The following is a 17,792-nucleotide window of genomic DNA, read 5'->3' as shown; positions in this document are numbered from 1 at the left end:
TGTCGGTTCATTTACTGATGGAATACGTTACGTCTGCAGCGTCGTTGCCCGTCTTCAAGATGCAGTTGAGCAGCACGTCTGCACCGGCAGCACAGTCGGACCAGGACGTTTCCTCGACTTCTGCGTGGCTGCGTCCGCCGATACTGGGCACGAAGATCATGGCACTGGGGGCGAACTGGTTGATATACACGGTATCGTGGGAGGCCCCGGAAACCATGTCGAGAGCGGGGAGATCAAGTTCACCGGCAATGTCATGGATGAGGGAGACGAGTTCCGGATGGAACGGGGCGCGTTCAACGGCCCATGTCTGCCGAATATCCACCGTGCAGCCGGTCGCCTCGGCATTGTTCTGAATTGCCTCTTCGATCGCCTTGCAAACACGATCGGTTTCGGTCTCGTCCCAACCCCGGATGTCGATCGTGAAGTGGACATGTCCTGCAATGACATTCCGTGAGTTCGGAGAGGGATGGACCTCGCCAACCGTGGTCACCACATCCTTGGACGCCAGGCCGATATCAAAGATTTGTCCGGCCATGCGTGAAAATGCATAAATGGCATCCTGACGTTCGTTCATGGGCGTTGGGCCGGCGTGATTGGGAACTCCTTGGATTTCCACATCGTACCATCGCAAGCAAACAATGCCTTTAGGTACGCCAATGGTCTTGTCTTGCCGTTCCAACACCGGACCTTGTTCGATGTGATATTCGAAGTTGGCGTGCAGTGGTCTTGGATCGAAGTCGGTTTCACCTTTATAGCCGATCCGCTCCAGCTCTTCGCCGAAGGTGAGCCCGTCGCGATCGGTAAGACCATACATGGCCTGACGATCGAGTTTCCCAGCGAAAACACCCGAACCCGTCGTGCCTGGAGTGAATCGACTGCCCTCTTCGTTGGTCCAGTTGACCACGATGAGGTCACGTTCCAGAGTAACTCCCGCATCATTGAGAGCGCAGACAGCTTCCAGCCCGGCAACGATACCCAGAATGCCGTCAAAACGACCGCCCTGGGGCTGGGAGTCGCAGTGAGAGCCGGTCAAGACAGGCGGTAAAGTCCGGTTTTTGCCCGGTCGGACAAAAAACATATTCCCCATGCGATCAATTTGCGTTTCACAGCCTGCCTCTTCGAACCATGCTTTAAGCTGATTGCGTGCATCGCGATCTTCGTCGCTCAAAGCCAGCCGGGTGACACCGCCGTTTTGTGTTGCGCCGAAGGCGGCGATCTCCGTGAGGAAGCGGCGCAACCGTTCGGGGTTGGTCCTCAATCTATTCATTCTTTTTTCCCTTTGTTGTTAACGGGGGTGACGAGCTTTCCAGCGCCCGCCTCACCTGTCAGTCGGTATCTTCCGGTATCGAAATCGTACGTACAGACGGGAACACCTCGAAGCCACGTCTGTTCAATGCGGCCTGTGCAATGCATACCGTCATAGGGAGTCTGTTGATGTTTGGTGAGCTGTTTGTCCGCCTGGATGGTCCACTCAGCGTTCGGATCAAAGAGGACGAAAGACGCCTCGCTGCCTTCTTCCAGAGTCCCTTTTTTCGGGTACTGACCGATGAATCGAGCGGGTTCTGCACTGTAGAGACGGACCAGTTGACGAATATCCAGCTTGCGCCGGACAACTCCTTCCGTGTGGAGTAAAGAGAAGAGGTATTGGACTCCGTTGATGCCCCCCCAACACGCGTCGAAGGAGGCTTGATTTTTTTCCCATGTTTCCGCGGGAGAATGGTCGGTTCCCAGGAAATCCACTGCACCGTCGGCAAGTCGTTGCCACAAGCCTTCCACCGCGTTTCGGTCGCGTACGGGCGGCGTGCATTTCAGCGGGCCTCGTATGCGGTGCAAGTCATCACTGGTACAGAGCAAGTATTGCGGGCAGGTCTCTACGCTTGCAGACACGCCACGTTGACGGGCTTGTGTCACGAGATCCACGGTTTCAGGCAGGCTTGCGTGACAGACATGGAGGTGTGCCCCGCTTTGTTTGGCCAGTTTGATGGCTGCCCGGACAGCCGAGAGTTCTGTCTCCGGATTATGGATTTCCAGAAAACGGTCGATTTCATCCATCTCGGGAGGGCAGAGCAACGCGTTGCGATCCATGGCGGCTTGATCCTCACAATGCACACCGATGAATGTGCCAAGTTCCTTGGCTTGAGCAAAGCCGCGTTGCATGGTTTCGGGTGTGGGTGTGGGGAAACCGTCTCCCGCATCGCACGTAAACATCTTGAATCCATAGGCCCCAGCTTCAACCATGGGAGCCATTTCAGACACATTATCCTCAATAAATCCGCCCCATATGGCGAAATCCACGACGGAACCACGCGAAGCTCTTTCGATTTTTTCGCGTACGTCTTCCGTTGTGAGCGTATAGGGAGCATTGGAAAGAGGCATGTCGGCAAAGAGGGTGATACCACCTGCAGCCGCTCCGGCTGAACCGGTACAGTAATCTTCGCGCCGCGTCAGACCGGGTTCATTGAAATGAACATGCAGATCAATGAAGCCTGGCAGCACGAGCTTGCCGGCACAGTCGAGGTAACGTGCTCCTTCCAAAGATTCATTGACTGTAGCAATGCAGGCGATGTGACCATCATTGATACCTATCGTGGCATCGCAGATGGTTCTTTCTGTCACAAGTCGGGCGTTTTGCAGCACAAGATCAAACATGATGGTCGCCTTTGCAGTGAGAAGATGTCTTTTCCCGAGGGTAGGCATAGCCACCAGTTTTGGCCGTTTGGAGGCCAAGCCCGATCAGCGATTCCACAAACTTCACCGCCGTGGGGACGCCGTCTATAACCGGTACGCCGAGCTTGTCGCTGAGTCGTTGCGTCAGATGGGTCATCCCTGCACACCCAAGAACCAAAGCATCGCTACGGTCTTTGAGCAATAATTCGGATGCCGCTTCGGAGACGACGGAGAATGCACGGTCGTCCTGTTCGTCTTCCAATGCCAGGACGGGAAGGTTGGCAGCATGTATGCCTCTGCACCGCACGTCCAAACCATACCGGCGAGCATTATCTTCCAAGATGGGAACGGAACGCTCCAAGGTGGTCAGAATGGTAAATCGACAGGCCAGCATGGTTGCGGCGTGCATGGCTGCTTCACCGATGCCCAAAATCGGACCGGCCACCCGTTCTCTCAAGGCGTCCACACCCGTATCATCGAAGCAGGCAACCACATAGCCGTCGGCGGGTTCACGGCGTTCTACCAATTGAAGCATGTGGTATGTGCCCAGTGCTCCATCCGAATGCCCTTCAATAGAGAGAGGACTTTCGGACGGGCAACAAGCGCTGATGGTGGTATCAGCAGCACAGACTCGGCGTGCCGTTGCTTCGACGGAGCGGGTCATGGGGATGCTGGCGTTGGGGTTGATAATGAGGATGTGCATGACGTTATCTCTCAAGGGTCGTTCGATAGTGGCGGTGTTTCTTATGGATGTGGAGAGCAACCAGGGTTCCAACAATGGCCACAAAGGAAATAAATGTTGTCAGTGTTCCGAGGGCGTACAGTACCGGTGTGGTCACGTTCGTCGTCATGCCAAATATTTCGAGCGGCAGGGTATTTTTCGAACCCGATGTCATGATCGTCCGGGCGAATTCATCGTAGGACAGAGTGAAACCGAACAGCCCAACTCCGACTAAACTGGGCAGAATGAGCGGTATTACTACGTAGCGTAGGGTCTGGAATGGCGTAGCGCACATATCTATGGCCGCGGCTTCGTAGGATTTGTCGAACCGGTTGAACACCGCGAACATGATCAGCAACCCGAAAGGCAGTGTCCAAGTAAGGTGGGCCCCGAAGGCAGAGCCGTACCATGTTGGTTCGATGTCCAATTGGTTAAAGAGCAGGCCGATGCCGAGGCTGATGAGAATGGACGGGATGACCAGGCTGGTGATCGTTAAGTAAAAGAGTACCCCGCTTCCTTTGAACTTTTTCCGGAAAGCCATACCTGCCGACAAGGATATGACCACAGTGCTGACCATTACCGCCAAGCCGAGAAGGAGTGAGCGGGTTAAGGATCCACCGAAATCACCGACGGCCTGTTGCTCGAACAATTTGAAATACCAATGGAAAGAGCAACCATTCATGGGAAATGTCAGTCCGCCGGATGGCCCCTGGAAGGAAAGGATGCCAATGGTCAGCGTCGGTCCATACAGAAACAGGATGAACAGGACGAAGAAGGCGGTCAGGAAATAGAAGCTCTTCGGGCGTTTATTGGAGTTTTGCACGATGATCTCCTAAAGATCCTTGCGGATGTTGGCGAACCTGAAAAGAATCGCAATCATAAGCATGACTGTCGCCAGTAATGTCACGGCACCTGCGGCTGCGGCTGGATATTGCAACAGCGTGATTTCATTGTAGATGAGTACACCCACTGAGGCGCTTAATCCTCCGCTCATGAGTCGAACCGTAATGAAGTCTCCCATGACAAGGGTAAAGACGAAGATCGTGCCGATGGTGATGCCGGATTTTGACAACGGGATGATGACGTGCGTGATGACCTGCCAGGGAGTTGCGCCCGCGTCGATGGCTGCTTCCAAGAGTTTTCGGTCGATTCGCATCATCGAGTTGAAGATGGGGACGACCATGAATAAGCTGTAGAGATGGACAAAAGCCAACACCACGGAAAAATCGCTGTATAAAAGGAATTCCAACGGATGATCCGTCAGGCCCAACGTCTGAAGCGTTTGGTTGACCAACCCGTTGCGTCCCAGCAAGGGAATCCACGAAATCATGCGAATGATGTTTGACGTGAGAAAGGGAACAGTGGCCAACAGAAAACAGATTGTCTGTGATTTGGTGGTTCGGAGATGGAACGCCATATAATAGGCCACCGTAAATCCGATGAGCAGAGTCAGGGCCCAGGAGGTGACAGCATAGAACAGCGTTTTGGTATAGGCCTGCCAGGTTACCGGAGAAGTCAGCAGAAATTCGTAGTTATCCCAGATGAAATCGGGGATAATGGAAAAGGCATTGTAGTCCCAAAAGCTGACAATCACGAGCATGATAGTCGGGATGACCAAGAAGACCAGCATGATCGTGAAGAGAGGGAAAACCTGGAAATATGCTCTTCGTTCATTTGCCATGAAACAAGACCTTTTGGGGTGAGGCCCCCTGAAAACCCAGAGAGCCTCTTGATATTATCTTAGGAAGCGATGAACTCGTTCCATTTGCGAATCATGTACTTGTTTTCGTCCATGACTGAGTTCCAGCAGGCAACGTGGCTCATACGTTCAATGTAGGAACCACCATCACGGACCGCACCGGCCTTTTCCATGATGACGCCTTCAGGGCTGACAATATCCGCCGTGGCGGGCTTGCCCTCGATCCAGTAATCCCACTCGTTTTCCGACATGAATTTTTTGGACGTAGAGGGAGCGGCGCTATAGTAACCTTGGCGGTTGAGGTACGCACCGGCCCAACCGGAGATGTACCAGTTAAAGTATTCGTAGGCGGCCTCCAGTTCGAGACCGGACAAGTGGCGGGCAATGCCGAGTCCGCCGCCCCACGCACGATATCCTTCTTCCAGCGGTTGATACTTGCAAGGAATGCCCTTGGCTCGAACAGCCGCGACCGCCGGAGACCACATGGACTGGATGACAACTTCACCGGAAGCCATGAGGTTGACGGATTCGTCAAAAGACTTCCAGAAAGCGCGGAACTGACCATCTTTCTTGGCTTTTTTGAGGATTGCGATGGTCTTGTCGATCTCTTCGCGAGTCATGTTCCCTTTGTCACCGTATTTGATGGCACCCATGGATTCGCAGATCATGGCAGCATCCATAATACCGATCGCCGGGATGTTCAGAATAGAAGTCTTTCCCTTGAAGGCGGGGTCCATGATGTCACGCCAATTTTTGATTTCGCGACCGACGAGGTCGGGACGAATACCAAGGGTGTCGGCGTTGTAGATCGTCGGGATGAGGGTCATCCACTTTGTTTCGCGTTTAGCAAATTGACGATCGTCTTTGTGTTCGACAAAGCCGACCGTGTGTGGAGCCGTACCCTGCGCAATTTGGGCTTCGGGGGTCAATTTACCATTTTTGAAGAGGGGAGATATTTTGTCGTAGAGTTTGATACGTGAGGTATCCATGGGCTGAATGACGCCACTGGGATACACTTTTTTACAAACCCAGTATTCAATGTCTGCGATGTCGTAGGATTTGGGCTGAGTGACGGCGCGTTGAACAACGGCGTCGGAATCCAGAGCAGTCATCTCGACGGTAAAGCCGAGATCTTTTTTTACTTTGTCTGCAATGGCATTGACACTTGCCGTGCCAGTACCGAACTGGCGCAGTTTAACGTTTTTGATGTTCTGCGCCCAAATGGTTGGGAATCCTGTAATGACCGGAGTGGCCGCGACTGCAACAGCGGCCGTCGCAGCCGTACCCAGGAACTTTCTTCGACTCATCGTGCCGTTTTTCTTTGTCTTGTCTTGACCCATGACGCTCTCCTTTCGGTTACTCGTTGGCTTGCCGTAGCTTTATGTATGGGGGAAAATATTCATATCGCGACAGTCCCAACCAAGAAGGACTTCGTGTCCTGGGTCGGGTTGCAGCGCGAAATATTTGTAATCGGGTATGTTGATCTGAATGATCTCGCCGGCGCTGGACTTGCAATGCACGATGACGTGTCCGCCTTGATACTCGGCCAGTGTCACCGTGGCCGGTACCACCATGTCCGCATCTGCGTCGCCTTTCACTCCGAAACGGATGCGATCTGCCCGTACGGAAAAACCATATGTTCCAGATGCCTTGAGGTGAGGAAGGGCTCCGCATCGGCAGGTCGTGGCGCTCTCCAAGTTGACCATATATTTTTCTTCTTTAGGGAGCGCTTCGAAGTTGGCTGAAAAAAGATTGTGTCCACCGATAAAACTGGCGACGAAGGGGGTGTTGGGTGTTTCAAAAATTTGGCGAGGAGTGCCTACCTGTTGAATGGTCCCCTTGGACATCACAACCACTTTGTCCGCCAAAGCGAAGGCTTCCTCTTGGGAGTGGGTGACATGAATAAAAGTCATGTCCAACTCTTTCTGGATATTTCGGAGTTCCTTGCGCATCTGGACACGAAGAAAGGGATCCAGAGCGGAGAGAGGTTCATCCAGTAAAATTACTGAGGGCTTGGTAATGAGCGCTCGGGCTAAAGCCACACGCTGCTGCTGACCGCCGGAGAGTTGGTCTGGCAATGCTTCGGCATAATCTGCCATGTGCACCAGTTCCAGCAGTTCCATCGCTTGACTTCGGCGTGACGTCTTGGATTCCCCGGCTATTTTCAGGCTGAATGCGACGTTGTCCACACAGGAGAGGTGTGGAAACAAGGCATAGTTCTGAAACATCAGCGCGGTCTTTCGTTTGGCAGGAGGTGCGTCCGTAATATTGCGTCCGTCAAGGAGAATGTCACCGCTTGAGACTTCCTCGTGGCCGGAAATCATTCGCACAGCCGTGCTTTTACCGCATCCACTCGGCCCAAGCAGACAGCAATATTCACCTGCTTTGATGGTCAGTTCGATGTTTCGTAACGCCTCGACTGTCCCGTAAAATTTGCCCATAGCCGACAATTCTACTTTTCCGACACTACTCATATCTGCCCGCCGCTAGTACGTGGTTTGAATCTTTTTCGTCGAGGAGGCCAGGTCGTTGCCGACGTCGCCCAGGGGCGTTGAAGGTCTTTACCGTGGACCTCACTTGCCGTGCTGTTGCCTCGTTTTGTGAGAACCTGTTCTTGGCCTCTCTTTCTGTACCCCCCTGGTGTGTACCAGGATGGCTGTCCGGTAAGACCAATTTTTTGGTGTGCTTTTTTTCCCTAATTGTCAATTGAAAATGTTTTTTACGCAAAAAAAAGTCGTATATTGGCATAAAGACCGTAATTTATTTGTACTTACAAAAATGTAGTATTATTTTTCTGGACAATATACGGAAAACAATGTCTATAGATTTTGGCCATCTGGTCTTACCAGTTTGGTTTGACGTGAACTTTTAGACTGATGAGAAGAAAAAGTATGACCCTCAAAGCGCAATATCATTCCGAGGCAACCTTTGGTGGGAAGCAATCGAGAACCGATACCGCAGTAGAGAGCATCGAATCCCTGATTCGGCTCAATGGATGGAAAAGTGGTGAGAAGCTTCCCTCTCAGAGGACCTTGGCCGAAACATTGGGAGTAAGTCGTCCTACCATTCGTGAGGCTTTGGTCATGTTGGAGGCTCGAGGGCGGCTCGTTATTCAGCCTGGTAAAGGGGTCTTTATTGCCAGCTCAGAGCAGCTACGAGTTCAGCCGGTGTCTTCCGGGGTGCAACTCCAGAACCCTTCGCTTCTCTCTGGAAGGGAATCTCAAATGTATCAGTTCCGCTATGCTATCGAGCCTGCCATCGCTGGTCTGGTTGCGGTCAATGCCACAGCCGCCCAGATTGAAGATATGGGGGTAGTGGTGTCTGCCATGCGCAAGGCTTTGGAAGAAGAGGACTGGGCAGAGTTTTCGAGATTGGATTTCACTTTTCATTCGCTGATGATTGAAGCGGCCAATAATCGTTTTTTCACCGAAGCGATTGCTCCATTCCTTGGCCTTTTCTTTGAAAGCCAAACGTTACCACTTGTTTTTGATGAGAGCGTCGATGAAACCGTACGCGAGCATGAGCAGATCATGGAACATATTGGGAAAAGGCATTCCGTCGAGGCCCGCAAAGCTATGGAACAGCACGTGCGTGGCGTGGCGAAACGTGCAGGGGTGAATTTGGTGGAATGAAGAACTGTTCCTGCAGCAATATGAGGTGGTTGTCATTGCTGTAAGCTGTTCGAAGAGATTTTTCCCTCGGAGAATGTGAGGAATACGTTGAAGCGGTTAAAGGTCGATGGACTGCGTTTTTGGGGGGGAGATTGGAAAAGGAAGCTCCTTATGTCCAATTGCGCGGGGGAAGGCCGAACAGGCGACGACAACGGTCTTCAAGTGCCTTGAGATAGGGAATGGCATCTGGAGAATCTGGTGCAGGAGCCCATGAGGCAAAATCTTTATCGTCGGCAGCGCTGTATGGTCCGGGCTTTACTTCAAAAACGACTGTATCCGGTGCCAGAGAAAAGAACGTATGCCAGACACCCGGGCGAATATCGAGGACGAGTGTGTCTCGGCGGGAATCAACAATGGCGAAATCGCTGTCCTGTGCAAATCCTTCATCATCAAAGGCGACGAAGCCCATGGCGCCGCGAAGGGTGGCTATGGCTTCAGACTTGGGCGGAGCGGCGTGGCGATGCGGTTGAACATAACTGCCGGGTAAAACGGCATTGATCATGCGATGAAGAGGGTCGTCGTTGCCGTCATGGAGGATATGGATTTCGCGTTTGCGTTGATTGTCCCGCGCATGGGCAAGTTTTTCATCGATCAGTGCGTTGTCGACGAGTGTCCACGTCTGATGGCGGGAGATAGTGGCCAGTGGCGAGAGTCGGTCAAGTGGGGTGGGGCGGGTCAGTTTTGGCATGGGATATAAAAGGGGTATGCGACCGCACTGGGAACGGTAAAGTTCTGATTGGTCGGGTTGGCTTCCAAAGTATGAAGGACGAGCTGTTGATGCGGAAGGCTGACGTCGATTCCAATAAGTTTACCCATGGGTTGCCTGGAGACGATAGAGATAGTTTTCTCTTCGACATCAATTTCTTCTGAATAGCAGCCTGCATCAAGGGTGATCATGTTGTAGGCGGTGATGGGTTCCGTTGTATACTCCCACGTCAGACGGACGAATCCGTCGGGGATGACTTCGAATGTCTGTCGATACATGTCGAGCTTTTTGTAGTCTTGAATATCATACGATTGGGCCGCAACAGGAGATATCGCGGCCAAACTCGATATGACGAAGAGGAAAAGAGCACGTAATGTGTGCATGGGTGTTTTCGATATTTAGTGGCGGATACCGACAATACGGACGACATCAAGTACCTTGGAATTGGGCGATTCCGCGCATCCATTAACCAATGCTTCGCCAATATCTTCGAGAGCGCCAAAGCGGAGAACAGTATCACCGGTGACGCCGCTGAGATAACCATCGAGCCACACCAAAACGATACCAGCATCGTCATCAGAGATGTCGGAAAGCTCCTCAATAAATTCGGAACAGCGAACGGCCCCGAAGTTGATGGAGTCCATGGCGTATGCTTGTTTCATTGGGCCAAAAGTTAAGAACGCGAGAGCAAGCACGAGAAAAGCAATACGATACATGAGATATCCTTTAGAAAAATGTATGTCCCTCGTTTCAGGACGGTTTACGTCTTGAAATTATAGAGTGAAATTCTTTCAATCGTCAATAAAAGAGATGGCCATCGTGGGGCATGTTCGTTTGGCTATCAGTGTAGGCAAAATTTATATGGTTCAATGTCGTCATCATTTTTGAAGTTTGTTGCATGGAGTGAACCAGTCATGAAGGTATAATGTTTGTATTGTCTCAGAAATCTTTCCCTGCAGAAAAAATACTGTGTTTTATTTGGGGTGAATGTTTGTATATGTTTGTGTTGTTATTTGAGTCGCTATGTTGTGAGTGCGTAAATGTGTTTATTGATAGCGTTTATTGTTTTTTGTTTTATTTTGTTGTGTGGTGTTTTGTGCTTATTTATATAGGCTCTATAGATAGATGCGCGCGTGCTGGTTCGGTTATGACGGAGAGAGTCTTTCGTCAGTGAAAAAGAGAATACGTCGTGTTCGAAAAATGAACGATTTAACATGAAACGTTCTGATTCATGACAAAAACTGAGGCTCATATACAGCGATTTGGACAATACTTCTTGTATTTTTCGATGTGAGACGCAGGGGTGGATTTTTTTTAATATTCATCATGAATATTAAATATTTTTAGTGTGTTAGATCGTTTTTAAGTGTGTGGTATGCTTAGTGGACCAAAAAAAGCGTTTTTTTTGACTCAACCCCCTGATTTGATTTGTTAATCAATCACAAGAGAAGTGTTTCCCCTGAACGTTTGAAGATCTGGGACTCGTTCTGTGTTCGGCCAAGCCGGAAGAACACGGCACGGTCAGTGCAATGTTGATGGGCATTCTCGGTGCTTTAACCGCATGAATCCCCATGATCATCAAATACATAAAAGGGAGTCCTTATGAGCGAGACTATGCGAGCAGCTGTATGGCATGGAAAACAGGATGTACGCGTTGAAACTGTTCCCGTTCCTCCTTTTCCACAGCCTGGGTGGGTCAAAATCAAAGTCGCCTGGTGCGGAATTTGTGGATCGGATCTGCACGAATATGCTGCTGGGCCGGTCTTTATTCCCGTCGATTCTCCTCACCCGCTGACAGGAAAACAGGGGAGTTTGATTCTGGGGCATGAATTTACTGGTACGGTTGTGGAAGTCGGAGAAGGCGTCAGCAATATTCGTGTTGGCGATATCGTTGCCCCCGATGCCTGCCAGCACTGTGGTGAATGCATCATGTGCCGTGCTGGTCGCTATAATGTGTGTGAAAAACTGGCTTTTACCGGTCTGCACAATGACGGCGCATTTGCTCCTTATGTCAACGTCCCGGCGGAATTGTGCTATATTTTGCCAGAAGGCGTTTCGCTTGAAGCCGGCGCCGTTATCGAACCATTGGCAACGGGTTTCAAAGCCGTACGCGAAGCTGGAACCATTCTTGGTGAAACGGTTGTTATCATTGGTGCGGGAACCATCGGCCTCGGTACCCTCATGGCGGCAAGAGCTGCTGGTGCAGGTAAAATTATTGTTCTGGAAATGTCCTCTGCTCGCACAGCTAAGGCCTATGAATGTGGAGCCGATGTGGTGCTCAACCCGAAGGAATGCGACGCTGTGGCAGAAATCAAAGCCATGACAAATGGTTCCGGAGCGGATGTATCCTTTGAATGCGTTGGCAACAAATTCACCGGTCCCCTGGCCATCGATGTGATTCACAATGGCGCACGGGCAATTATCGTTGGTATTTTTGAAGAACCGAGTTCGTTCAACTTCTTTAGTTTGAGTGGGACAGACAAGCGGGTCATCGGCACACTGGCCTATACGTTGGACGACTTCAAGGGCGTTTCCGCGTTGTTGGCGAATGGAAAGCTTAAGGCTGATCCGATGATTACCGGAAAGGTCAGCTTGGAAGACATCGTTGAGAAAGGTTTTCTTGAGTTGATCAATAATAAAGACGAGAACATTAAGATTCTTGTTACTCCTGAATAAGACGACAGGCCGAGAAAACATATGTTGGCTTGGCCATGATACCTCTTCATTGTTATGTTTGTAGAGCCCGTTACTATTGATATCATGTATCCGAAGGATATTTTCATGACAACGTAACAAAAGGGTATGCCTCGCGAGCGTTTATCTTCACAACCGTTTACTCCTGATGGAGTAATTACATTCTCGAATGCCTATGGAGCTTGGAAGCGCCAACGGCGAGAGAATCGTGTAGTGACTGATAACTCTCGATTATTGAATTGTCGTTATGTTGATGTCGTCACGAGTGAGCCCGGAATCGGTCCATGACCGATTCCGGGCTCACATATTGAGGTGGGTGTGTGGGCTGTCTTCTCTTCAAGCGGATAATCTCGACATCGTTTGGAGCACAAGCCATGACCATGGGGATAGGGTCTCAAGAGATACCATTCCGCATTGAAGGTATAGTAAGAGTAGCAATCGACATGCCATAAAAAGAAGACAGGTAAGAGACAATTGATAGTATAACATTTCAGCGTGTTATGGTGTTGAGATGTATGTTGCTGTTGTGAAAGGGGGTATTGTCGGAGAGGAGTGCTGGTCGGAAATGGAACAGTACACAACAAACTTCACGTGATGTGCTTTTGTTCCTTCGTCGCGCCGTGGTGAAGCGTCTATAAACGCGGACGTGTATATCGTCACATGATCGACATACACGCCGCGTCAACAAGAAAATTGGGGTGTTACGGTTTGCGTGCCACGCATTTGATTTCAACAAGTCCGCCAAGAGGTAAGGCGGCAACTTGGATGGCAGCACGTGCGGGTTTGTGGTCGCCCATGAATTCTGCATAAATTCCGTTGAGCGTTTTGAACTCGCCCATGTCGATGAGGAAGACATCCACGCTGACGATGTCGGTGACGCCGCAACCGGCAGCCTTCAGAATGGCTCCAAGGTTTTTCAAGGCTTGTTTGGTTTGGGCCTCGAAACCTTCTGCCAATTTCATGGTTTCCGGAATCAGGCCGAGTTGACCACTCACATAGACGGTGCCGTCTGTGCATGTCGCTTGAGAATAGGGGCCAACGGCGGCGGGGGCGCCGTCGGTAGTAATAAATGCGATGTCGCTCATGGAAGTATCTCCTTTTTCATGCTCATTAAGTTGGACTGACAGTCTTGTCGAGATCGGACAGCGTCGGACACGACGGTGTCGGTATAGCAGCTTGGCGTTCCAAAAGACGTAAAATGACGGCATCGACGGCGGCAAAGCCTACGCCGGATAATTCGCCCACGGCTTTTGCGTTGGCTGTAAATTGTGGTCCCACGATACCTTGCGGCGACGAGAGCGCCGTGCCATGAGTGGCTAAGAGCATTCCCATGAAGGCCTCGGCCGATGCCGTTCCGACTTTCAGTGAGCAGGTTGCCTTCGCACCATCGCAGATCATTCCCATAACAGAAGACAACACATAGGCTACGGCTTGTTCGGCTTGTTCGGCTGTGCCATGGGCCAGGCGCGTCAATGCTGCAGCCGCACCGGCTCCGGCGGCGACGGAACATCCGCACACCGGGGTCAATCGACCGGTTTTCGCTTTGATAGCGCCCGTTACCAGATGAGACAAGGCAAGTGCTTCGGCAAGTTCCCGGTTGGAGCGTTTCCAAACACGGGCAGCCAGTGCCGGGGGAATGATAGCCGTCAGGCCGTGATTTCCGCTGCCTGCGCTACTCATGACCGGCCACCGTCCACCATCCATGCGAACATCGGCCGCGGCCGCGGACCAAGCCCGAATCATCCAGGCGAGATCGTCTTGCGGCAGATTGGCGGCGGCAACATAGCCAGTCCCCAATCCCCATGGTTCTTTGAGTCCTTTTTCGGCCACCTGGAGATTCATGGCAACGCCTTCCAGAAGAAAGCCGACCGTTGCGTCGTCGATGGAACCGGCCAATGCCCACAGATCATTGAAATCTGCGCGCATGAGTTCGGAGATATACGCCGGGATACGTCCCGAACCGGTTTCTCCATCTTGCCCTTCATAGACGGTCTGACGGTTACGGCTCACTTCGACAACCTGATCGTGGGCATGGGCCACGACAGCGGTGACGCTTTCTCCCTGACGCAACAACTCGACTTCGGCATAGACGTTTGGCGTGTCCGATAAAACTTCTTCAGTCAGGCTCCCGGCTTCGAGCATGGCCGTTGCCTGGGCGATCATTGTTTCATCGATATTTTCCAGCGCTTGGAGTCCCTTGTCCGGGTCGCCTCCCAAGGCACCGAGAGCCGCAGCCAGAAGATTGCCTTTGAGGCCGGGGGCACCGGGAATGCCGACCGATCTTCCGTTCTTATAGATGTTGGCCGACAGACGGAGATGGATATGCCTGGGGGGGCCGGAAAGATATCGTGCACCGGCGCTGGCGGCGAGCGCAACGGCGCCGGGCTCGGTGCAACCGAGGGCGGGTTTGACCTCGTTGGCGAAAAATGCGTGCAGATCCATTTTCATCCTTTCATATGCGCGGCCCGGCAAACGGTCCGCGGAATCGGGTTTGACATGACTTGTCTGGCTTTACCCTATCAAGTATGGTGCCAACGCGGCGCAACGAGAACGCCGGTGTGCCTCTTGCAGGAGGTGCGGACACGAACAAACCGCAACCGGCTCAGAATTCGCCGGAGACAAGGAGTATGAACAGATGAGTGAAGCCAAATTACGTGAAGAGCTGTACGCAGCCAATGAAAACCGGGGCATTCTCTACAAATTTATTTTTGATGCCATGGTCGAAGAATTTGGTATGGAAAAAGCCAAAGAAGTCATGAAAAAAGGCATTTACAAACGTGGTCAAGAAATCGGCCAGCAGTTCAAGCAGTATGCTGATGCTGGCGATTTTCCTGGTCTGCGTGATGCGTTCATTGGCCATATTGCTGATGATTCCAAGATGTTTGCCCCTACCGTGACCCGGTGTGACGACGGTGGCTTGGATATCGAGTTCGACAATTGCCCGCTCAAGAACTCCTGGCGCAAGATGGGATTGTCCGACGAAGAATGCGCTACGATGTGTGAAGTTGCCGGAATTATTGACTACGGCACGTTTGAAGGCGCCGGTTTTGGTTTCGAAATGACGGCGCTGCCCGAAGGAAGCAAAGAAAAGTGCTACCTGAAGATTCGTAAAAAATAAGTATTGTTTTTCGCGAGGGCCGAAGCCGTTCAGGGAGTCGGTCCTCGTGAAAATTTGTCAACATTTCTCATTTTGGGCTGCCAATAATGCGAAATTCGCAAGCAAGATGAGAAATGAGAGCCAGATTTGAGGATTTTGTCAATTTGACATTGGTCGTTTTGAGAAGTCTCCCTTCCCTCTCCCCCGATTGACATTTTTGAAGAATTGCTTTCAGTGGTTCTTTTGTTCTCGCGGCTTTCGCAATGTCCCGAAGCAAGCGTTCCGGTCCGATTTCACCGTTGCCCCATCATGGCATGCCGATTGCTTACTGCCATCCGAGCACCATGACGGAATTTCTCCCATTTTCGGGAGTCCGGCGACGAAGGTCCGCCCGGTACGACTCTCCGTTCAACCTCGTATCATCGGAGGAGCACACCATGAAACTAAATCGTCTTTTTGTTGCATTGGCCGCTTTGGCTATCCTATTTGCGGCTTCTGCTGCACAGGCCGAAAAAACTATCGTTTTGGGATATTCACTCCCATTGACCGGAAGCCATGCGAAATATGGGGAAGTATTTCGCAATGCTGCGCAAATTCAACTTGAGAAATTTAACAAATCCGGAAAATTGCCAGGAGCAACCGTAGAGATCCTCTACGAAGATTCCAAGTCCGATCCCAAAGAAGCCATCAATATTGCTCGTAAGTTCGTCGATGATGAGCGGGTGGTTGGTGTGCTTGGCGACTTCACGTCCACCGTTTCTATGGCCGCTGGCCGTGTTTATGCCATGGAAGGGATGCCCCAGCTTTCGCAAACGGCATCGCATCCCGATTTCAATAAAATTGGGGATTTTCAATTTCGCAATATTACGACGCAAGCTTTTGAAGGGCCGTTTGTTGCGAAATGGGCTACGAGCTTAGGATATAAGAAATTTGCCATCGTCGCCATTCAGAACGACTGGGGGATTTCCGCAGCTGAGAATTTTGCTAAAGGTCTCAAAGATCTTGGTGGCGAAGTAACGGACATCGAGTATTTCAACCCCGGTAACCGCGACTTCCGTTCCATCCTGACCAAAGTTGCCCGCGACAAACCCCAAGCTATCTATCTGTGTATGATGTATGAAGAAGGGGCTATGATTCTCCAGCAGCGCAAGCAGCTCGGTATCGATATCCCGTTCTTCGGCACCTCGTCGCTATACTCGCCCAAACTGCTGGAACTGGCAGGCGATTCCGCCAACGGCCTTTTGCTGTCGACGACATTTATGCCCGACAGCCCTGAAGCGAACGTTGTCGAATTCGTGACTGAATACAAGAAGCGTTATGGCGACGACCCGAGCATGTTTGCAGCACAGGCGTACGATGCCGTCGGTATTATGCTTGACGCTATCGCCAGTGTGGGTGCCGACGTGAACCGACAGTCCCTGCGTGACGCTCTGGCTGCGACCAAGGGTTATCCCGGCGTCACCGGCTCCACCTCCTTTGATCCCGAGACCCGTGAACCGGTCAAGGGCCTGGCTCGGATGCGCATCGAAGACGGTGCCTTCCACCTCGTCGACTAAGGCGAATCTTTCCCGGCATCACCGGCGGGCCGAGAAGGCCCGCCGACAGCACACGACGGGCTTCTCATGGACACATATTTTCTCATGCAAGTCATCAACGGCCTGAGCGTGGGCATGGTGTATGCGCTCATTGCCATTGGATTCACCCTCATCTTCGGCGTCCTCAACGTGGTCAACTTCGCGCACGGCGAAATGTACACCATTGGCGCGTTTGCGGGACTGGTCTGTATCAATCTTCTTGGCTGGCCGCTGGCGTTCGTTATTCTCGTGGCTCTTGTCGTCGGCGGATTGGCCGGTATTGGTCTGGAACGCTTGGCATTCAAACCGTTTCGACGTTTTCAGGACGAGGCCTCGCTGAAGTCGAGAGCCATGCGTGAAGCGACATTGCTTTCTTCGCTGGCTGTTTCCATCATCATCAAAGAACTCATTCAGCATTTTTTCGGTGCCGAGATGCAAACGATCCCGGCCCAATACTTACTCAATGAGCCTATTCAGTTGGGATCGATATCCCTTTCGACAGGGCAATTTCTCATTCTAGGATCGTCTATCGTTATGCTCGGAGGCCTGCAATATATTCTCTACCGCACACGAATCGGCCTTTCCATTCGAGCCATTTCCAACAATCCTTTGGGAGCCAAATACGTGGGCTTGTCCGTGGATAAGACCATTATTGCCACGTTTGCCGTAGGCAGCATGCTCGGTGGAGCCGCCGGTATCATGGTCGGACTCTATTATGGAGCCATTTTCCCGACCATGGGCTTTGCGCCCTCAATCAAAGCCTTTGTGGCGATGGTCATGGGCGGTTTGTCGAGCATTCCCGGAGCCGTAATCTGTGCGTTGATTCTCGGTGTATGCGAAGCGTTGGCGACCGATTTTATGACCCAGGGCTGGAGCGACATGGTCGCGTACAGCTTCCTTATTCTGACCTTGATCTTCTTCCCCCAGGGTATTTTCGGTGCCCGACGGGAACGAGTGTAACTC

17 protein-coding genes are annotated in these 17,792 nt (G+C 51.6%); 5 read left to right on the top strand and 12 right to left on the bottom strand.

From position 1 onward, the window contains the following. Positions 1 to 7 precede the first annotated feature (7 nt). Genes G451_RS0107430 through G451_RS28205 form a run of 7 tightly spaced genes read right to left on the bottom strand, consistent with a single transcriptional unit; the run spans position 8 to position 7,561 of the window. Positions 8 to 1,267, bottom strand: a complete 1,260-nt coding sequence (locus G451_RS0107430; protein WP_027183748.1) for a Zn-dependent hydrolase — start codon at positions 1,265 to 1,267, stop codon at positions 8 to 10. Further along, positions 1,264 to 2,649, bottom strand: coding sequence for an allantoinase AllB (gene allB, locus G451_RS28215; RefSeq protein WP_051261266.1), 1,386 nt, complete (start codon positions 2,647 to 2,649; stop codon positions 1,264 to 1,266). The genes G451_RS0107430 and allB overlap by 4 nt, the downstream gene beginning before the upstream one ends. Next, positions 2,642 to 3,370 (bottom strand): aspartate/glutamate racemase family protein, encoded by a 729-nt coding sequence (locus G451_RS28210; protein WP_034641197.1) that lies wholly within the window; start codon positions 3,368 to 3,370, stop codon positions 2,642 to 2,644. Before G451_RS28210 ends, allB begins: the two co-directional genes overlap by 8 nt. Before the next feature lie 4 nt (positions 3,371 to 3,374). Further along, complete coding sequence (locus G451_RS0107415) at positions 3,375 to 4,211, bottom strand: ABC transporter permease (RefSeq protein WP_034641195.1); 837 nt, start codon at positions 4,209 to 4,211, stop codon at positions 3,375 to 3,377. Between the two features lie 9 nt (positions 4,212 to 4,220). Continuing rightward, complete coding sequence (locus G451_RS0107410; RefSeq protein ID WP_027183746.1) at positions 4,221 to 5,069, bottom strand: ABC transporter permease; 849 nt, start codon at positions 5,067 to 5,069, stop codon at positions 4,221 to 4,223. A 59-nt stretch (positions 5,070 to 5,128) separates the two neighbouring features. Then, complete coding sequence (locus tag G451_RS0107405) at positions 5,129 to 6,427, bottom strand: ABC transporter substrate-binding protein (RefSeq protein ID WP_027183745.1); 1,299 nt, start codon at positions 6,425 to 6,427, stop codon at positions 5,129 to 5,131. 39 nt (positions 6,428 to 6,466) lie between these two features. After that, on the bottom strand, positions 6,467 to 7,561 hold the full coding sequence (locus G451_RS28205; protein WP_051261265.1) for an ABC transporter ATP-binding protein: 1,095 nt from the start codon (positions 7,559 to 7,561) through the stop codon (positions 6,467 to 6,469). A 417-nt stretch (positions 7,562 to 7,978) separates the two neighbouring features. Between G451_RS28205 and G451_RS0107395 the strand changes: the two genes are divergently transcribed. Next, entirely contained in the window at positions 7,979 to 8,719 is a 741-nt protein-coding gene (locus G451_RS0107395) for a FadR/GntR family transcriptional regulator (RefSeq protein WP_027183744.1), read from the top strand. Positions 8,720 to 8,867: 148 nt separating this feature from the next. On the opposite strand, the gene G451_RS0107390 is transcribed toward G451_RS0107395, so the two are convergent. From G451_RS0107390 to G451_RS0107380, 3 genes are read right to left on the bottom strand one after another with little or no spacing between them, the layout of a single operon-like run. Continuing rightward, complete coding sequence (locus G451_RS0107390) at positions 8,868 to 9,446, bottom strand: WbuC family cupin fold metalloprotein (protein ID WP_027183743.1); 579 nt, start codon at positions 9,444 to 9,446, stop codon at positions 8,868 to 8,870. After that, on the bottom strand, positions 9,434 to 9,847 hold the full coding sequence (locus G451_RS0107385) for a hypothetical protein (protein ID WP_027183742.1): 414 nt from the start codon (positions 9,845 to 9,847) through the stop codon (positions 9,434 to 9,436). Before G451_RS0107385 ends, G451_RS0107390 begins: the two co-directional genes overlap by 13 nt. Positions 9,848 to 9,862: 15 nt before the next feature. Next, entirely contained in the window at positions 9,863 to 10,180 is a 318-nt protein-coding gene (locus G451_RS0107380; protein ID WP_034641193.1) for an HdeA/HdeB family chaperone, read from the bottom strand. Between the two features lie 886 nt (positions 10,181 to 11,066). On the opposite strand from G451_RS0107380, the gene G451_RS0107375 reads away from it, so the two are divergent. Next, positions 11,067 to 12,140, top strand: coding sequence for a 2,3-butanediol dehydrogenase (locus G451_RS0107375; protein WP_027183740.1), 1,074 nt, complete (start codon positions 11,067 to 11,069; stop codon positions 12,138 to 12,140). Between the two features lie 719 nt (positions 12,141 to 12,859). Here the strand turns inward: G451_RS0107375 and G451_RS0107370 are convergent. Then, positions 12,860 to 13,243, bottom strand: coding sequence for a Rid family detoxifying hydrolase (locus G451_RS0107370; protein ID WP_027183739.1), 384 nt, complete (start codon positions 13,241 to 13,243; stop codon positions 12,860 to 12,862). 25 nt (positions 13,244 to 13,268) lie between these two features. Next, complete coding sequence (locus G451_RS28200) at positions 13,269 to 14,600, bottom strand: L-cysteine desulfidase family protein (protein ID WP_084448432.1); 1,332 nt, start codon at positions 14,598 to 14,600, stop codon at positions 13,269 to 13,271. Between the two features lie 193 nt (positions 14,601 to 14,793). Between G451_RS28200 and G451_RS28195 the strand changes: the two genes are divergently transcribed. The 3 genes from G451_RS28195 (at position 14,794) to G451_RS0107345 (ending at position 17,789) form a co-directional block, all read left to right on the top strand. Continuing rightward, the gene (locus G451_RS28195; RefSeq protein WP_051261264.1) at positions 14,794 to 15,276 is read left to right on the top strand and encodes an L-2-amino-thiazoline-4-carboxylic acid hydrolase; all 483 of its coding nucleotides are present in this window, start codon (positions 14,794 to 14,796) and stop codon (positions 15,274 to 15,276) included. Between the two features lie 416 nt (positions 15,277 to 15,692). Beyond that, positions 15,693 to 16,811: an ABC transporter substrate-binding protein gene (locus tag G451_RS0107350; RefSeq protein ID WP_027183737.1), complete on the top strand. Its 1,119-nt coding sequence runs from the start codon at positions 15,693 to 15,695 to the stop codon at positions 16,809 to 16,811. A gap of 66 nt (positions 16,812 to 16,877) precedes the next feature. After that, complete coding sequence (locus G451_RS0107345; RefSeq protein ID WP_027183736.1) at positions 16,878 to 17,789, top strand: branched-chain amino acid ABC transporter permease; 912 nt, start codon at positions 16,878 to 16,880, stop codon at positions 17,787 to 17,789. The last annotated feature ends 3 nt before the right edge of the window (positions 17,790 to 17,792 follow it).

The sequence above is a fragment of the Desulfovibrio inopinatus DSM 10711 genome (assembly GCF_000429305.1).
Lineage (GTDB): Bacteria > Desulfobacterota > Desulfovibrionia > Desulfovibrionales > Desulfovibrionaceae > Alteridesulfovibrio > Alteridesulfovibrio inopinatus.
This window is presented reverse-complemented; position numbering and strand designations above follow the sequence as displayed.